14 protein-coding genes, 2 tRNA genes and 2 pseudogenes are annotated in these 17,420 nt (G+C 37.3%); 17 read left to right on the forward strand and 1 reads right to left on the reverse strand.

All coding sequences use genetic code 11. The features are described 5' to 3' along the window. Window positions 1–357: pseudogene (locus JCM21531_RS22730) on the forward strand (sensor histidine kinase); the annotation flags it as partial. Window positions 358–467: 110 nt separating this feature from the next. Next, the gene (locus tag JCM21531_RS17970; protein WP_243467787.1) at window positions 468–1,472 is read left to right on the forward strand and encodes a sensor histidine kinase; all 1,005 of its coding nucleotides are present in this window, start codon (window positions 468–470) and stop codon (window positions 1,470–1,472) included. A 20-nt stretch (window positions 1,473–1,492) separates the two neighbouring features. On the opposite strand, the gene JCM21531_RS14990 is transcribed toward JCM21531_RS17970, so the two are convergent. Continuing rightward, a tRNA-Lys gene (locus tag JCM21531_RS14990) sits at window positions 1,493–1,568 on the reverse strand. A 274-nt stretch (window positions 1,569–1,842) separates the two neighbouring features. Here JCM21531_RS14990 and JCM21531_RS14995 point away from each other — a divergent pair. The 15 genes and pseudogenes from JCM21531_RS14995 (at window position 1,843) to JCM21531_RS15065 (ending at window position 17,102) form a co-directional block, all read left to right on the forward strand. After that, window positions 1,843–1,928 (forward strand) — tRNA-Leu (locus tag JCM21531_RS14995). Window positions 1,929–2,140: 212 nt separating this feature from the next. Beyond that, entirely contained in the window at window positions 2,141–2,962 is an 822-nt protein-coding gene (locus JCM21531_RS15005) for a LysM peptidoglycan-binding domain-containing protein (protein WP_094184823.1), read from the forward strand. 364 nt (window positions 2,963–3,326) lie between these two features. Beyond that, window positions 3,327–3,767: a hypothetical protein gene (locus tag JCM21531_RS22735; RefSeq protein ID WP_038291090.1), complete on the forward strand. Its 441-nt coding sequence runs from the start codon at window positions 3,327–3,329 to the stop codon at window positions 3,765–3,767. Further along, window positions 3,764–4,234, forward strand: coding sequence for a hypothetical protein (locus JCM21531_RS22740; protein ID WP_054847133.1), 471 nt, complete (start codon window positions 3,764–3,766; stop codon window positions 4,232–4,234). The genes JCM21531_RS22735 and JCM21531_RS22740 overlap by 4 nt, the downstream gene beginning before the upstream one ends. 15 nt (window positions 4,235–4,249) lie before the next feature. After that, window positions 4,250–4,396, forward strand: coding sequence for a hypothetical protein (locus JCM21531_RS19040; RefSeq protein WP_157833698.1), 147 nt, complete (start codon window positions 4,250–4,252; stop codon window positions 4,394–4,396). 72 nt (window positions 4,397–4,468) lie between these two features. Continuing rightward, window positions 4,469–4,702, forward strand: a complete 234-nt coding sequence (locus JCM21531_RS15020) for a hypothetical protein (protein ID WP_243467788.1) — start codon at window positions 4,469–4,471, stop codon at window positions 4,700–4,702. A gap of 41 nt (window positions 4,703–4,743) precedes the next feature. Further along, the gene (locus JCM21531_RS15025; protein ID WP_038291091.1) at window positions 4,744–5,409 is read left to right on the forward strand and encodes an RNase H1/viroplasmin domain-containing protein; all 666 of its coding nucleotides are present in this window, start codon (window positions 4,744–4,746) and stop codon (window positions 5,407–5,409) included. A gap of 423 nt (window positions 5,410–5,832) precedes the next feature. Further along, on the forward strand, window positions 5,833–7,365 hold the full coding sequence (locus JCM21531_RS15030; RefSeq protein ID WP_038291092.1) for a radical SAM/SPASM domain-containing protein: 1,533 nt from the start codon (window positions 5,833–5,835) through the stop codon (window positions 7,363–7,365). Between the two features lie 10 nt (window positions 7,366–7,375). Continuing rightward, window positions 7,376–9,559, forward strand: a complete 2,184-nt coding sequence (locus JCM21531_RS15035) for a peptidase domain-containing ABC transporter (RefSeq protein WP_038291093.1) — start codon at window positions 7,376–7,378, stop codon at window positions 9,557–9,559. Window positions 9,560–9,678: 119 nt separating this feature from the next. Further along, complete coding sequence (locus tag JCM21531_RS15040) at window positions 9,679–9,942, forward strand: hypothetical protein (RefSeq protein WP_038291094.1); 264 nt, start codon at window positions 9,679–9,681, stop codon at window positions 9,940–9,942. A 322-nt stretch (window positions 9,943–10,264) separates the two neighbouring features. Then, window positions 10,265–11,957, forward strand: a pseudogene (locus JCM21531_RS15045) (cellulase family glycosylhydrolase). Between the two features lie 75 nt (window positions 11,958–12,032). Then, entirely contained in the window at window positions 12,033–12,704 is a 672-nt protein-coding gene (locus JCM21531_RS15050) for a response regulator transcription factor (protein WP_038291095.1), read from the forward strand. Then, a complete protein-coding gene (locus JCM21531_RS15055) occupies window positions 12,697–13,713 on the forward strand; it encodes a sensor histidine kinase (RefSeq protein WP_038291096.1) in 1,017 nt (338 codons plus the stop codon). The genes JCM21531_RS15050 and JCM21531_RS15055 overlap by 8 nt, the downstream gene beginning before the upstream one ends. A 112-nt stretch (window positions 13,714–13,825) precedes the next feature. After that, window positions 13,826–14,509 carry an ABC transporter ATP-binding protein gene (locus JCM21531_RS15060; protein ID WP_038291098.1) on the forward strand — a complete coding sequence of 228 codons (684 nt, stop codon included), beginning with the start codon at window positions 13,826–13,828 and terminating at the stop codon, window positions 14,507–14,509. Window positions 14,510–14,651: 142 nt separating this feature from the next. Continuing rightward, window positions 14,652–17,102, forward strand: coding sequence for an ABC transporter permease (locus tag JCM21531_RS15065; RefSeq protein ID WP_243467789.1), 2,451 nt, complete (start codon window positions 14,652–14,654; stop codon window positions 17,100–17,102). The last annotated feature ends 318 nt before the right edge of the window (window positions 17,103–17,420 follow it).

Here is a 17,420-nt window from a genome sequence, read left to right on the forward strand (position 1 = left end):
TTTGATTATGCAAGCAAAAATTATTACGGTAACAGAATTGAGTTGGGAGAAAAAGATTACTGGCCCAGAAAAGCAAAATATTATAATAGTAATAGAAAAAAGATTAATAGTTTAATAAATGCAGGAATAATTAAAGGAAAGGTTTCAAGAAATACAAGGGCTGGCTTTAGAATTCCGTATTCATTTAAATTAAAAAAGACCGGAAGCGAGTTTCTTGCTGAAAAATATTACAAGCTCTTTAGAATGAAATACAGTTGCCTTTATAACATCATTAACAGTATCGATCTTCCAATAATCAGCGTATCCTATCCAAGTTTTAATATAATAGGGATTAATAAAAAGCTCAGAGAGAGATAAAGCTTTTCAGAAAGTGTGTTGTTTTTGTAAAAGAAATCAGAAAGGGAAATAACATATTAAGAGTATTATCAAAGGTATATTCTTCTGAAAATTGGAGTTATATAGCCAAAATGCTCTATTCAAAGTCTCCTGTATACCTTCCTAATATTGAGCTTGAGAATAACGGCAAGAAAATTTATTATAAATTGATGTACCAGCCGATTTTGAATCCGTATAATAAAATAACAGGTTTTATGCTAATTCCCATTGACATAACCCGAGAGGTGGAACAGAAAGAATATGTTGAAAACCTGGCCAGGTTTAAAGATGAATTTTTGTACAGCATAACCCATGAATTTAAAACACCTTTGGTGGTTATAAGCTCGGCTTTGCAGGCAATGGAGACTCTTTGTAAAGATGAACTTACCGATAGAATTAAGAGATACTTAAATAGAATTAAGCAGAATACTTTCAGGCAGATAAGGCTTGTGAATAATTTGCTGGATATTGCCAGGATTGAAGCCGGCCATATCAAATTATTCAAGAGAAATCAGGATATTGTCGCTATAACCCGTCTGATAACCGAATCTGTATCTATGTTTGCAGATTTAAAAGGTGTGGAGCTTTTGTTTTCCTCGGATATTAATAAAAAGGTTATTGCAATTGATGAAGAGAAATATGAACGGATTATGCTTAATTTGCTCTCGAATGCAATTAAATTTACTCCGAAGGGTAAATCGGTGTATGTGGAAGTGTCAACCCGGGAAGGTTATGTGGAGATAAAGGTCAAAGACAGCGGAATAGGGATACCCAAGGATAAAATCAATACCATTTTTGAAAGATTCGGTCAGGTCGATAGCTCATTATCGAGAAATGCAGAGGGTACAGGTATAGGTTTGTCCTTGGTTCATATGTTTGTTGATGCTATGGGAGGAAAAATAACTGTAAAAAGTAAAGAAAACGTTGGCAGCACTTTCACAGTATTTTTGCCCGACGTTATAACCGAATGCATATCTGAAAATGACTGTCTTGGAGATTTATGCGATAATCGTTTGATACAAGCTATTAAGATAGAGTTTTCAGATATTTATTTTGATGAAAATGATAGGGAAAAGAAGAAAACCATTGAAACGTAATGTTTCAATGGTTTTCTATTTGGTGCGCCATCGGGGACTCGAACCCAGGGCCCACTGATTAAGAGTCAGTTGCTCTACCAACTGAGCTAATGGCGCGTATTTTGTCCGCCGAACAATTATATATTATAAGAGCTAAATATTATCTTGTCAACACTAAAATTAAAATTTTTTTAGGAAATTTTGCTCCTTTAATTGCAAAAGTAAATTCTACCCCGGTTTCATAGGAGAATTTATTTTTGAGACGTGAAAGCTACTTTTCAATTGACCGTGGAGAATAAGAGATAAATTGTCAAAAAAATTTTTAAGAAATTGATTGACATTGTTATAGATGTTGTTGTATAATACATCTTGCGTGATTGATATATCACTTGCCGAAGTGGTGAAATTGGCAGACGCACTGGACTCAAAATCCAGCGGTAGCAATACCATGCCGGTTCGAGTCCGCCTTCGGCACCAGGAAAATGAAGGGTTACAGTGATTAGCTGTAATCCTTTATTTTATTTTGTCACTCAAATAAAAGAACTTGGATTTAATTTCAGAAGACTTTGCAATTAAAATAATGCAAGGTCTTATTTTTCTGACGAAACCTATTCCTGATTCTAAAAGAATTATATCATTTTTCCTTTTATTTCATATTATACAGTATAGATATTATGTTGAGGAGTTGAATGGTGATGCCATGTCCGACAGGAACTATAACTCATACAGTGCAATCCGGCGATACACTGTACAAAATAGCTGCAAAATATAATACATCCTATCAGGCAATACTATCTTCTAATCCTGGAATAAATCCAAATTGGCTTTATGTTGGACAGCAAATCTGTATTCCTATTGCCCAAGCTACATTACAGATAGCTACCCAGCCTGTATTGGTAAATGGTGTTGATATAAACACGGGTCAATATCCTGTATTGAACTATAAACCGGCAAATGCCCAATACCCTTATATTTATGTGCCGATTGCCGAGTTTTCAAAAGTAGGAGCAAAAGTAACTTGGGATGAAACCAAGCAGCTGCTGTCTGTAACGACTGACTATTACCAGAATCAAAAGACTATAGTAGACTTAAAAGCAAAGATTGCTGAATTAGAGGCAAAAATATTTTCTGACTTTACCTTAGTTGTTACAAGCATAAGCGGGGATTTGAGCAACGAAGAGAAAATGGAGATTTTTGGCCTTGCAGGGACAAAGACTTTAGATGAACTAGAGGCAATGTCATCTGAGGCATATGAAGAATTAAATGAATTTGCAATTTCAAAAGGCGGAGTTATTGATGGGGGTAGTGGTTATACGGGCTTTACTATTGCATTTTATAAAAATAACGTCTGGATGGGAAGAATGGTTGTAGTACTGAATACAAATGATCCGAAGATATCAGAAAATTACGATAAATACTCAGACAAGCAGAAAGAATTTTTCTTAAAACATCTGTTTGCAGCATACTATGTGGTATATAAAATTATGAAACATAAAATATCATTTTACTGATTTTTGTGCTAAATTATTCCATTATAAATACTTTTGGGGTAGCTTTGAAGCTTTTTATTTTTTTACTATTGCCTTTATTTCAGTTATAGATATATTGGTGCAAATATATTTGTGTTCCATCGGCTGTTGCATCTTTATAGTAATTTGCAGAAAGCTGCTATAATCCTTTTTGCTTTTCGGCAGATTATCGTAGACATTGTAATAACCTTTACTTTCAGTCTTTTGGTCACGTCGTTATCTGGATGAAAAAGCCTGTAAGTATCCTTAGCTTATCTCCCTATACTTATTATTGTGGCATTTGAAAGGAAAAAATGCTATAATTATACACTAGAAAATTGTAGAAAAGATAAAGAAGGGGGATAAGATGTATAATCAAAGCAACGTTGGTAATGCAAATCAAGCTCACATTTCAAAACGTCCGGTAAGAAGAAAGAGAATAGGCTGTCTGGGCTGCTTTGGATATTCTTTGTTAACGATTCTGATTTTAGCAATTGGCTTTTTTGCGTTTAATACTATACGAAATAAAATTGAAGAAATTGAACAACAGAAGCTGGAAGCCAGATTTGATTATAAGCAGAAACTTTCTGCCGAGGATAAACTGGCTCAGGCTTTTGAAAAAGGCAAAATTTCGGCAGATACTTATGTTTTGCAGTTGGCATACAGTTTATATGATGCCGAAAAGCTCGACCCGTTATATAAGTCGGATAATGATATTGATTTTCCGCCGAATCTTATTGACTTGATTATGAAACATATAGATGAACTTAGCGATGAAACCTTAGAATATGTTGCCAAGAAGATTTGATCAATCCATGGGAAGTGGATGGTAACTGCATAACTGTCCATGTTAAAGATTTTGTAGAGGGAGCGACCACACTGACCGACTTTTTGAGCCGCGTAATTCCATATATTAGTGCTGAAATTGAGTCGGAGGACACGTCAATTATTGTAGAATATTTGGGTGCTCTTAAGGATGAGATTGACATGATTGGAGATGCTTTTAAAAGGTTTGGAGATGTTTTTGATTATAAGACTGTCCGGATTTATACTATGCCCATAAAAGACTCGGTGTTGTCCGATGAAGAAATTCATAATATGGCATTGAATATGATGCCTAATCCTAAGCTCAAAATTATTGACAAGGTTGAGGACGGTATGCACTTGTCAATGGGGGGAGGTATTCAGCCTTTTTCGAAAACTCAGCTTATTTTCTATACAGTGATTACAAAGTCGGATGAAAAAATTATATATCGTATTGAATTTGAAAAATAAGTATTAATAAAAATATTGGTGCTAACTACTCCTTCGGAAGACATACAAAAGCTGGTTTTAAATGAAGTGATGCGGAATTGGTATGAAAAAGAGATTATATTTGATGTAATGGGCGTAATTTTCGAAGTGGGCGATGATCCAAATGATTTGCTTGTTCCTTGATACCTGCTTGACTTTAGACAGAGCTTTATAAGCGTTACTGAAGAATTAGAAACTGAGTATGACTTGGCTATTTTGTCAAATGACGTTAAAGAATGGGGGAAATATTTAAGAGAGAAATATAATTTAAACAGGCTTTTTAAGGAAGTAGTTATGTATAAAAACTCAATGGCAGCATCTGAAAGAGGGCTAAGGACAATAAGATTTTGCAGAAAAGTGCAAGAAAAGACTTTTGAACCGGATGACGAGATTAGTTCATTTGCTCAGTTGAAGAAAGTTATAAAAGACATATGGCAGTTTTACTCATAGATATATGAAAATATTATATTATTTATCGGGGGATGAAAGAATTGAAAATTAATAATTATTATGTTGTTTTGAAAGGAAACCTCAATGGTCCTGCCATCTTTACGGATTATGCAGATTGCGTTAAGGCTGTGAGCGGATGTGAGGATGCAAAATTTGAATCCTTTGAGAATATTGAAGATGCTTATTATTATCTAATAGGCAATAAAGAAAAAAGAATTAAAATAAAGGATAAAGCCAAAAGGGTAGTTACCGAATTACCCATAAGTGTAATTTCATACAAAGTAAATGAAAGTGATTTTGAAACGATAAATTCAAAATATGCCAATACTATTTGCATGTACGTTTCCGGAGGATATAACTATGCAGAATCTAAAGGGCACTACTCGGTTCTCATCAAAAAATACGCAAAAGTCAAACATGTTAAGAAAGATTCTATCGAGAATTCAACTCCTAATAGAATAATGATAAGAGGTATAATCGATTCTCTTGATTATATTTCAGATAACAATGAAATGGAAATTACCGTTTTTGTTGCAACCAGCCTGGGTTTTAAAACTGCTTGCAGAAACCGGGGAAATAATGCGGATTTAATTTTGGAGCTCTATAAAAAAGTTCAAAAGAAGAATTTGAGAGTTACTTTTGTTGAAATATTAGGTAAAGCGCAAGATATAAAAGATTATATAAAATCATTATTGTGCTGTCATTAATTTAATTATTCCGGTATTACATAGGGAAAAATGCTATAATTATACTTTTGAAAATCCTTATATTTAAAAAATAAATCCGGCTGTTTCAAAAGAATTAGTATGGTTTAAAAAGAACAGGTTTTATTTCTTTTGAACCTGTTTTATTATCCGAAGTTTTGAATAAAAAGTGTCAATAAGTTAAAATAAAGTCGCAAAATGGTGAATCTATTTTTTTGACTTATAGTGGCAAGTAGTGTAAAATAAAATTACAAGTTTATATTTTCTTTGTAAATATAGACGGTAATAAACTTTTTCCATAACATCATATAAGTTATGTATTTTCTATGCCTCAATCTATCCTGCTCTTCTTCCCAATTTATCCAATTAACTACGAACTAAAGATTTAATCTCATATAATTTTTTGGATTAAGGAGTGTGTAAATAATGAATAATCCAATTACAGCTGTCTGGGAAATCACCATGGGGTGTAATATGCGCTGCAAGCATTGCGGCTCCAGTTGTGAGAATGCCTTGGAGGGAGAATTGTCCACAGAGGAAGCTTTAAAGCTTTGCGATGAATTGGGTGAGTTGGGTTTTAAGTGGATTACTTTGTCCGGTGGTGAGCCTACAACAAGGAAGGATTGGCACCTAATAGCCAAAAAGCTTAATGAAAACGGAATAATTCCCAATATGATAACCAATGGATGGCTGATGAATGAAGAAATTGCCGATAAAGCGGTAGAAGCCGGAATCAACACAGTTGCCATTAGTGTTGACGGTCTTGAAGATACTCATGATTTTATTCGAAAAAAAGGCTCATTTCAAAGGATAATGAATGCCTTCGATATTCTTAAGAATAAAAAGATATTTTATTCGGCCATTACGACCATAAACAACAGAAATATAGAGGAGCTTCCAAAGCTTAGAGACATCCTGATTGAAAAAGGAGTCAGAGGATGGCAGCTTCAGCTTGGGCTTCCCATGGGTAATATGGCTAAAAACAATGAGCTTGTAGCTCAGCCTTACCACATTGACGAAGTGATAGAATTTGCTTATCAAACTGTAAAAGAGGGTTATAACATAGATGTTCAGTTGGCGGACTGTATAGGATATTTTAATTTAAAAGAAATAGAAGTGAGAAAAAACAGCTATGGTAAAAGCAGAGAAGATTATAGCTGGACAGGATGCGGCGCAGGCAAATACAGCCTTGGCATTCTTCATAACGGCGATATTTTAGGCTGTACATCCGTAAGAGACAGAAGCTTTATTGAAGGAAATATCAGAGTTACGCCTATTAAAGAAATATGGACAAATCCCGAAAGTTTCAGTTGGAATAGAAAAATGACCAAGGACAAGCTGTCCGGTATGTGTAAAAAATGCTTTTTCGGAGAACGATGTCTTGGAGGCTGCTCCAATACAAGGCTTACAATGGAGGGAAGCGTGTATTCCGAAAATAGATACTGTTCGTACAATGTTGCTATAAGTACTGCTAAAGAGCAACTGGACAAAATTGAGGACATAGACGTAATGGTTTCAAAAGCAAGAAAGTTTGCAGACAACGGTAATCTGCAACTTGCCGAAATACTCATTTCCAAAGCTATTGAAAAAGGATGTAACGACATTAAATTATTTGAGTATTACGGATACATAAGCTTTATGCTGGGAAATTACCTTGATGCCAAAAAAGCAAATGAAGAGGCTTTGAGAATAAATCCCGACAGTGCTTATGCAAATAAGGGAATGGGATTGTCTTTAGGAAGACTTGGAGAAATAGATAAAGGAATAGAGTATTTGAGAAAAGCAATTGCTTTATCCGACGAAAATTTCACAGATCCTTATTATGACCTTGCAGTTTTGCTTTATGAGAATGGAAGAAGTAAAGAGGCTCTGGAGGTTCTTGAAGAAGGAAGGAAAAAATATAAAAGCTTTGAAGATGTAAGCAAAGACCTGTATGATATTCTCTCAAGTGCCTCTTAGGAGTGAGATAATGCAAAAGTGTTTGCTCAGGAAAAAGTATATATGCGTAAGACAATATGATTTGACAGACTGTGGAGCAGCCTGTTTATCGAGTGTTGCCCAATATTATGGATTGAAAATATCCCTTGCAAAGATACGGGAGATGACAGGCACCGATACTGAGGGGACAAATGCCTATGGCTTGATTCATGCTGCAAAGCAACTGGGATTTTCGGCAAAAGGTTTTAAGGCATCGAAAGAGGACTTGATGAAGGATTTTAAACTTCCCGCCATAGCTAATGTAATAGTTGACGACAGGCTTACTCATTTTGTAGTGATTTATTCAATTAAAAATGGAGTAATTACGGTTGCCGACCCGGACAAGGGAATTGTCAAATATGCTATGGACGATTTCTGTTCAATATGGACGGGAGGACTTATTTTGCTTGAGCCCGGCGAAGACTTTCAAAGAGGGGATTATACCCAGAATATGCTCATAAAGTTTACCGGATTTCTCAAGCCTTTAAAAGGAACTGTGCTGAGTATATTTTTTGCTTCCCTTTTATATACAGCTTTAGGTCTTGCAGGTTCCTTTTATATAAAGTTTTTATTTGACGACTTTATAAAATTTGAAAAACTTAACGAACTTCATGTGATTTCCATAGGATTTGCTGCTATGCTTTTGCTTCAGGTATTCCTTAATTATTATAGAAGCATCCTTATTACAAAGCTTAGCATGAGCATTGACAAATCAATAATGATGGAGTATTACTCCCATGTATTGAAGCTTCCCATGAATTTTTTCAATTCCAGAAAGGTGGGGGAGATAATCTCAAGATTCATGGATGCTTCAAAAATACGCCAGGCAATTTCCGGTGCAACCCTTACTATAATGATTGATACTGTTATGGCAATTGCCGGAGGAATTCTTTTATACATGCAAAATTCTTTCTTGTTTATTATTTCTTTTATCGTTATATTGCTGTATGGAATAATTGTGACCGTATTTAACAAGCCCATTCAAAATGCCAACAGAAGAATAATGGAGGAGAATGCAAAATTAACTTCGGCGCTGGTAGAATCCATAAAGGGAATTGAGACTATAAAATCCTTTAGCGCCGAGGAGCAAACGGAAAAAAGTACTCGAAATAAAATTGAAGCTGTAATGAAAAGCTCTTTTAAAGAAGGAATGCTTCATATAAATCTTTCTTCACTGACGGGGATTGTTGCAGGGTTCGGAAGCATTGTTATACTTTGGGCCGGTGCATACAATGTCATCAAAGGAAATATGAGCGGAGGACAACTCCTTGCTTTTAATGCACTTTTGGCATATTTTCTTACACCTGTGAGAAACTTAATTGATTTGCAGCCGCTGATACAAACGGCTGTAGTGGCTTCCAACAGGCTGGGAGAAATACTGGAACTCACATGTGAAAAGGATTTAAGACAAGAATGTAATGATTCAATCGTATCATTAAAAGGAGATATTGAGTTTAGAAATGTGGATTTTCGCTACGGGGTAAAAAAGCCTGTGTTAAGAAACATAAATTTAACCGTACCCCAGGGAAAAAAGATAGCAATAGTGGGAGAAAGCGGCTCCGGGAAAACCACTTTGGCAAAGCTTTTAATGAACTTTTACAGTCCGGAAAAGGGAGATGTTTTGATAAACGGACACAGTGTTAAAGATATAAGCCTTGATGTACTTCGAAAGAAAATAGCTTTTGTCTCCCAGGATGTGTTTATTTTCAGCGGAACTGTAAAAGAAAATCTTTGCTTGGGAAACGAAGATGTAGACATGGATGAAATGGTAAAGGCGGCTAAAATGGCAAATGCCCATGATTTTATAGAGGAGTTGCCTCAAAAATATGACACTTTTTTGAATGAAAGCGGCGCAAATCTTTCTGAAGGTCAAAAGCAAAGGCTTGCAATAGCAAGGGCACTCATTAAAAAACCGGATATATTGATACTTGACGAAGCAACGAGCAATCTTGACAGCATTACCGAAAACCATATCAAAAACGCAATATACAGCTTTGAAGATGATCTTACGGTTATTATAATAGCCCATAGGTTGAGTACTGTAGTAAACTGTGACAATATATATTTGCTAAAACATGGAGAAATAGTTGAAAGCGGTTCCCACACAGAACTTATGGACTTAAAAGGTTATTATTTTGAAATGTGGAAGCAGACAGAAAACACTATAGTATCATAAAAGCACCATCATAAAAACGGGCTATATCTTCTCAATAGGAATATATATGGTTTTGGCATTAATAAAGCCGGCCTTTTGAGAAGAATAGTATAAAAAACAACTTAAAGGGGGGTGAAATTATGTCAGAATTAAAGAAATCCAACATTGGCAGAGAGTTGACCGATGAGGAACTCATGGAAATGACAGGAGGATCTACATTCAGAATCGAGTGTCAGAAAGACTACACATTCAATCCTTCACTACCGGTTGTTAAATATGGAGTAGTGATTGACGAACCGGAAATTACTTTAAAATACGGAGTAGGCCCTATAGTTGTAATTAAGTACGGAGTTGAGCCAATACAGCCATTGTACGGAATAAAGCCAATTGGTATAGAGAAATAAGGTCGATGAATAATTTTATTTCAGTTTTAGGCATGGTCAGAGGACTGTGCCTCTTTTCACTTTTTGGATTTAAAAGGCTTATTGAATGGTGCTTATGGAATAAAGGTTTATAATCACTAGTTTATTGTATTTGAAAAAATAATATGATATGATAAGATTGGAAAAACAGTTTACAAACAAGTATTAATCAAATAATACTTATTACATATACTTGTTAAATTTAATATTTCATGGAGGTGACAGGTTTAACTCTTTATAGAAAAAATGCTGCCTGTAAATCTTAATTTTAAATTTATCAGTTTAGCTTAGGAGGAAAAAGGTAATGAAAAAGTTTGTTGGTTTATCAATTGCATTAATAATGATAGCAACATTATTAATGGTACCCGGTATGCAAACAGCTGCAGACACGTCATATGTTGACTTGGCAGAACCGGATGACGATTGGTTGCATGTAGAAGGCACGAACATTGTTGACAAGTACGGCAATAAAGTATGGATAACAGGAGCCAACTGGTTCGGATTCAATTGTAGAGAGAGAATGCTTTTGGATTCATACCATAGCGATATTATTGCAGATATTGAGATGGTTGCGGATAAAGGTATAAATGTAGTTAGAATGCCAATTGCGACGGATTTGCTCTATGCATGGAGCCAGGGTGTATATCCGCCTTCAACCGATACAAGCTATAACAATCCGGCTTTGGCGGGATTGAACAGCTATGAATTGTTTAATTTTATGTTGGAAAACTTCAAAAGAGTCGGAATCAAGGTTATACTTGATGTTCACAGTGCTGAGACGGACAACCAGGGACACACATATCCTCTCTGGTATAACGGTACAATAACAGAGGAAATATTCAAAAAGGCCTGGGTATGGGTGGCCGAGCATTATAAAAACGACGACACGATAATCGGATTTGACCTCAAAAATGAGCCCCATACCAATACCGGTAATGTAAAAATAAAAGCTCAAAGTGCTATATGGGATAACTCAAATCATCCGAACAACTGGAAGAGAGTGGCGCAAGAGACTGCTTGGCAATATTGGATGTACATCCGAATGTATTAATATTTGTTGAAGGTGTAGAGATGTATCCTAAAGACGGAGTTTGGGACGATGAAACCTTCGATACAAGCCCGTGGACAGGAACAATGACTACTACGGCAACTGGTGGGGCGGTAATTTAAGAGGTGTAAGGGATTATCCGATTGACCTTGGAAAATATCAGTCTCAGCTTGTTTATTCACCTCATGATTATGGTCCGTTGGTTTATGAGCAAGAATGGTTTAAAGGTCCTTTTGTTACGGCTAGTGATGAAGAAGCAAAGAGAATACTGTATGAAGAATGCTGGAGAGACAATTGGGCATTTATCATGGAGAAAGGAATATCACCACTGCTTCTCGGTGAATGGGGAGGTCTGACCGAAGGCGGCGATAAACTTCTTGACCTCAACTTGAAGTATCTGAGGTCCATAAGAGATTATATACTGGAAAACAAATTCAAACTGCATCATACCTTCTGGTGCATAAACATCGACTCGGCAGATACCGGGGGACTCTTTACCCGTGATGAAGGAACACCGTTCCCGGGAGGAAGAGACCTTAAGTGGAATGACAACAAGTACGACAACTACTTATATCCGGTTCTTTGGAAAACGGACGACGGAAAGTTTATCGGTTTGGACCACAAGATTCCTCTTGGCAAAAACGGTATATCAATAAGCCAGCTTTCCGACAATCCGACAACAAAGCCTACTCCAACTCCTTCTGCAACACCTACGCCGACAGCGACATCTCCAAAGCCAACTGATGCTATCCTGTACGGTGATGTGAACGGGGATGGAAAGGTTAACTCGAGTGACGTTGCGATGTTGAGGAGATATTTGATAGGCTTGGTTAATGAAATTAACGAGGAAGCAGCAGATGTAAACTTGAGCGGAGCTATAAATTCAACGGATTTGACAATTCTGAAAAGATATCTTTTGCGCAGTATATCTGAGCTGCCGTTTAAATAACAAGGATAAAAAATAGGTGAGAAAATCAAGGACTTTGGCTTCCGGCTAAGGTCCTTGACTTTTGAGGGTGAAAAGATGACCAGGATACTGATAGTTGAAGATGATAAAAATATTGTAACCAATTTAACAGAATACTTGTGTGACGAAGGTTTTGATGTGGATTCTGCCGGTGGACAGAATGAGGCTATCTGCAAGATGAGTGCAAACAAATATGATTTGATTTTGGTGGACATATCCTTAAAGGACGGCAATGGCTTTGCAGTATGTGCGGCAGCACAGGAGAATGACGATATTCCGGTTATTTTTTTGTCAGCTTCGGATGATGAGTACAGCATTGTTACTGGTCTTGACATAGGAGCTGACGATTATATTATAAAGCCTTTCCGCCCAAGAGAGCTTTTATCCCGTATTCGCAAAGCCTTAAGGCGGAAAGGTAAAACAGGGGCTGTAGTAGAGCTTGACAATATTCGAGTTGACACAGTGCGGGGGATTGTCACCAAAAACGGTTCGGAAGTTTTCCTTTCTGCCCTTGAATACCGCCTGCTTCTTGTCTTTTTAAATAATAAGGGATCTGTCCTGTCTAGGAGCAGACTGTTGGAAGAAATCTGGAATATTGCCGGTGAATTTGTGAACGACAATACCCTTACGGTATATATAAAGCGCTTGAGGGAAAAAATTGAAGATGATCCGCAAAACCCAACTTTCATAAAGACTGTTCGCGGACTGGGATATAAAGTTGGTGATTAGAGTGAGCTTTTTTAGAAATCCTGAAATAAAAAAAGGTCTTTGGGTTTTTGTTGTTTTATCAGTGGTGTCAACAGGCATAGGGTTTTTACACGATAAAGTCCTTGGCCTTTTTTCATTGTGTCTTTGTATTGTGTTTACATTGACCCATTTTGTTTTAACATATCATAGGTACCTCAAAATTGCGGAATTTACCCGAGAGATTGACGGTGTTCTCCATGGGGCGGAATCTATAGACTTTGGCAAGTATTCGGAGGGGGAGCTTGCAATTTTAGAAAGCGAGATTTCGAAGCTCACGATAAGGCTTCGGGAACAGGCTGAAGCATTAAAGAAGGATAAAACATTTCTTGCCGACTCCATTGCAGATATTTCGCATCAAATCAGGACACCGCTTACTTCAATCAATATATTGGTTTCGCTATTGTTAAAACCCAAGCTTTCCGATGAGCGTAGGATAGAAATTGCAAAGGAACTGGAATTAATGCTTCTGCGGATAGATTGGTTGATTACGGCACTTCTCAAAATGTCCAGGATTGATGCGGGGGTGATCAGCTTTCAGCAAAAAACCGTGCCGGTGGCAGAGCTTATAAAGCGTGCCATAGAGCCAATTGCCATACCTATGGAACTTAGGGGACAGCAAATTGATATATTGATGGAGGGCAGCGAAACCTTTATTGGAGATTTGGCATGGTCGGTTGAAGCTATAGGAAACATTCTGAAAAACTGTATGGAGCATACTCCAAATGGCGGAAGAATAGCGGTAAAGGTATGTGAAAATGCTATTTATACCGAGATTGAGATTACGGACAATGGACTGGGTATAGACAAGGAGGATTTGCCGCACCTTTTTGAAAGATTTTATAAAGGTAAAAATTCCGGTGAACAGAGTATAGGAATAGGACTAGCCTTGGCCAGAATGATAATAATGAGTCAAAACGGTACAGTTAAAGCCCAAAACAATCGTGACGGCGGCGCAAGGTTTACGGTGAGGTTTTATAAGGGAGTTGTGTAATGAATTTTTGCGCTGCTTAAGTGACGTTTTTGTTATTTTAAAGTCACCTTCCTGTCACATTGTCGGAGTATAATTAAAGCATAAACTAAATTATTAGGAGATTGATGTAACTATGGAGATATTGAGGGTTGAAAACTTGACAAAAACGTACGGCACTGGAGAAAACATGGTCAGGGCATTGGACGGTGTTTCATTTTCGGTGAAAAAGGGAGAATTCATTGCAATTGTCGGACCGTCAGGTTCGGGTAAATCCACACTTTTGCACATTTTGGGCGGGGTGGACAAGCCTACGGGTGGCAAAGTTTTTATGGACGGCAAGGATGTTTATGCTCAAAATGACGAGCAGCTTGCAATTTTTCGCCGCCGGCAGGTAGGGCTTATATATCAGTTTTATAACCTTATTCCTGTGCTAAATGTAGTAGAGAATATTACACTTCCGGTACTTATGGACGGAAGGAAAGTGAACAACGAGCGGTTGGAAGAACTGATTAACACCTTGAATCTAAAGGGAAGAGAAAATCATTTGCCAAATCAGTTGTCCGGGGGACAACAGCAGCGGGTATCCATTGGCAGGGCATTGATAAATGCTCCTTCGGTTGTTCTTGCGGACGAACCTACGGGAAACCTGGATTCGAAAAACAGCCAGGAAATTGTGGAGCTTTTGAAACTCTCCAATAAAAAATACAATCAAACAGTGATTGTCATTACCCATGATGAAAATATTGCATTGCAGGCAAACCGGATTATTGCCATTGAGGACGGAAAAATTATTCGTGACGAGGTGATGCGTCAATGAACATTTTTTACAGGCTAACGCTAAAAATACTTAGCAAGAATAAAGTAAGAACCCTTGTCACAATCATTGGAATTATTCTGTCCGCATCAATGATTACGGCCGTTACCAGCTTCATGTCAAGCTTGCAGGATTTTTGGTGGATATGGTTATTGCACAGGACGGAGACTGGCATGGCGCAGTATTTGATGTGAGTAGAGAACAGATTAATGACTTGCTGGAAGATAAAGAAGTCAAATCGTTAATATGGCTCCAAAAAGTTGGGTATGCATGGCTTAAAGGCTCTCAGAACGAATATAAGCCATATTTGTTTGTAGGGGCGATGGGAAAAGGATTTAAGGAATCAATGCCTGTTTACTTGATAGAAGGAAGAATGCCGGAGAACGGGTCTGAAATTATCCTGCCGAAGCATGTGGAAACCAACGGCGGCGTGAAATTTGAAATTGGAGATACTCTGTCACTTTCTATTGGAGACAGGATTTCCGACGGTTTTAAGCTCAACCAGAACAATGCCTATTTGCACGAGAAAGACGGAGGTGAGACAGAAGAATTAATAATCAGGGAACAACGTACTTTCAATGTGGTAGGCTTTTATGAGCGCCCGGGATTTGAGCCCTATATCGCACCGGGATATACTGCTTTGACAGTAGAGAATGGTTCGGGTGCTGATGATTATGATGCCTATATTAAATTAGAGAAAATGGGAAATATTACGGGTTTCATGGATGAGAAATTTCAAGAACATGCACGAAGAATCAACGATGATCTTTTAGAGTTTAGCGGAGTTATAGATAACGGATCCTTCAGGGCAGTGTTATACGGGCTTGCAGGGATATTAATTGCTCTTATAATGTTCGGTTCCATTCTTCTTATATACAATGCTTTTTCCATATCAGTAAGTGAACGTACCAAGCAGTTTGGGCTTTTGGCATCTATCGGTGCAACCAGGCGTCAGATGCTTAAAAGTGTTTTGTTTGAGGCATGCTTCTTAAGTCTTATAGGTATACCATTCGGACTGTTGGCTGGAGTTTTGGGAATAGGGATAACGCTAAAGTTGACAGAAGATTTGTTTGTGTCTTTTTTAAACGTGGGTTACGGTGTTGTGCTTGACCTTGATGTGTCATTGGCAGCTGTTGTTGTTGCTGTGGTGGTTGGCTTTGTTACTGTGTTGATTTCCGCATATCTTCCTGCAAGACGTGCGTTAAAAATATCGCCCATTGATGCCATCCGGCAGACAAACGACATTAAAATTAAAGCCAAAAAGGTCAAAACCTCAAAGCTTACCTACAAGCTCTTTGGATTTGAAGGTATGATTGCAAGCAAGAATTTCAAACGCAACAGGAAAAAGTACCGCACCACAGTGGTTTCGCTTTTTATGAGTGTTGTGCTGTTTATATCGGCAAGCAGCTTTTGTGCATATCTTACCGAAGCTTCCAATTCAGTTATTAGCGATTCAGGTTATGATATAATATATACTTTTACACCGGACATGAGAGAAAAATACTCTTTTGATAAATTGTACGAAGAGCTGGCGAAAGTAAATGGTGTTATCGATAGCAGCTATGGATATACAAATTACGGCGTTATTGAATATGCAAGAATTTCAACTGAATCATTAAACAGGGAGTATGTGGATTTTTGCAACAAAATATTCGGAGAAAACCATATAGACATGGACTTGGGACATTACGATATTCCTATAGTGATATCCTTTATAGACGATGCAACATATGAAGAGTACCTTAAGCAGAATTCCATTGTCAGTGAAAAGAATAGTAATTCCGATATTCCGGGAGCTGTTTTGGTGGACTTTGTAAAAATTTATGTTGAAGATAAATTTTATACTTTCAATGTATTTGACAAAAAAGCAGAGGATATTGTTATAGAAAAGTTGGGAGATAGAGAGGCTGTGGATGGCCAAAAGCTTAATATCATTGCTGTTACCGACAATACACCCCTGGGGGTATACGGCAATTCATCCAATAGGTTGACTTTAATATATCCTTTTAGCGCAATTTCCGAAGTATCAGGAGAAGAAAACAGTGATGTCGATGTGGTGATGTATTTTAAGACAAAAGACCATAGGGTGGTTTTCGACAGATTATACCGTGCTTTGGAAGACAAAAAACTTTCGACAGTCAACTTGTTTGATTATGCAGAATCAAAAGAGGCAAGCCGGGCAGTGGTTACTGTTGTCAATGTCTTTTCATACGGATTTATCATTTTGATATCCCTGATAGCCTTGGCTAATGTGTTTAACACCATTTCGACGAATATTTCGCTTCGCCGCCGTGAATTTGCAATGTTAAAGTCCATTGGCATGACGCAAAAAGGGTTTAACAAAATGATGAATTACGAGTGCCTTCTGTATGGAATAAAAGGGCTCATGTATGGTATTCCCGTATCCATCGGCGTGACTTACCTTATTTATCGAAGTATTATCGAGGGATGGGAAGCAAAATTCTTTATTCCGTGGTACAGTATCGTGATTACTGTTGGAAGTGTGTTTATTGTGGTGTTTTCAACGATGCTGTATTCCATGAGCAAAATAAAAAAGGATAACCCAATTGATGCCCTGAGAAACGAAAATTTATAAAAGCATTTAGTGCGATGGATACTAGATACACCTTATCTTTCGAATTTTTCCGGCGAGTTAAAGTCCAGTCTTGAAAAAGGCTGGCTTTTTTTATGTTTTGAAACAAGAAATATAGCATATATTATAGCTGTTGTGATATAATCCTTATGAATTTAATTGACAAGCTAATATTGTACTATCGACTTGAATTGGGGGTTGTTTATGATAAAGCAGGTACCTTTAGAAGAGCTTAATATGCGTATGGAACGGTTCCGTACGGTGATGAGTCAATATAATCCCGGATGGGAAATGGCAGTGATATTCAGTAAAATTAATAGG

Source organism: Acetivibrio straminisolvens JCM 21531 (assembly GCF_000521465.1).
GTDB classification, from domain to species: Bacteria; Bacillota; Clostridia; order Acetivibrionales; family Acetivibrionaceae; genus Hungateiclostridium; species Hungateiclostridium straminisolvens.

Bases quoted from the DNA above. Each gene is read 5' to 3' on its own strand.
- JCM21531_RS17970 (WP_243467787.1), top strand. From the start codon at position 468: ATGCTCTATTCAAAGTCTCCTGTATACCTTCCTAATATTGAGCTTGAG.
- JCM21531_RS15005 (WP_094184823.1), top strand. From the start codon at position 2,141: ATGGTGATGCCATGTCCGACAGGAACTATAACTCATACAGTGCAATCC.
- JCM21531_RS22735 (WP_038291090.1), top strand. From the start codon at position 3,327: ATGTATAATCAAAGCAACGTTGGTAATGCAAATCAAGCTCACATTTCA.
- JCM21531_RS15030 (WP_038291092.1), top strand. From the start codon at position 5,833: ATGAATAATCCAATTACAGCTGTCTGGGAAATCACCATGGGGTGTAAT.
- JCM21531_RS15035 (WP_038291093.1), top strand. From the start codon at position 7,376: ATGCAAAAGTGTTTGCTCAGGAAAAAGTATATATGCGTAAGACAATAT.
- JCM21531_RS15040 (WP_038291094.1), top strand. From the start codon at position 9,679: ATGTCAGAATTAAAGAAATCCAACATTGGCAGAGAGTTGACCGATGAG.
- JCM21531_RS15050 (WP_038291095.1), top strand. From the start codon at position 12,033: ATGACCAGGATACTGATAGTTGAAGATGATAAAAATATTGTAACCAAT.
- JCM21531_RS15060 (WP_038291098.1), top strand. From the start codon at position 13,826: ATGGAGATATTGAGGGTTGAAAACTTGACAAAAACGTACGGCACTGGA.
- JCM21531_RS15065 (WP_243467789.1), top strand. From the start codon at position 14,652: ATGGTTATTGCACAGGACGGAGACTGGCATGGCGCAGTATTTGATGTG.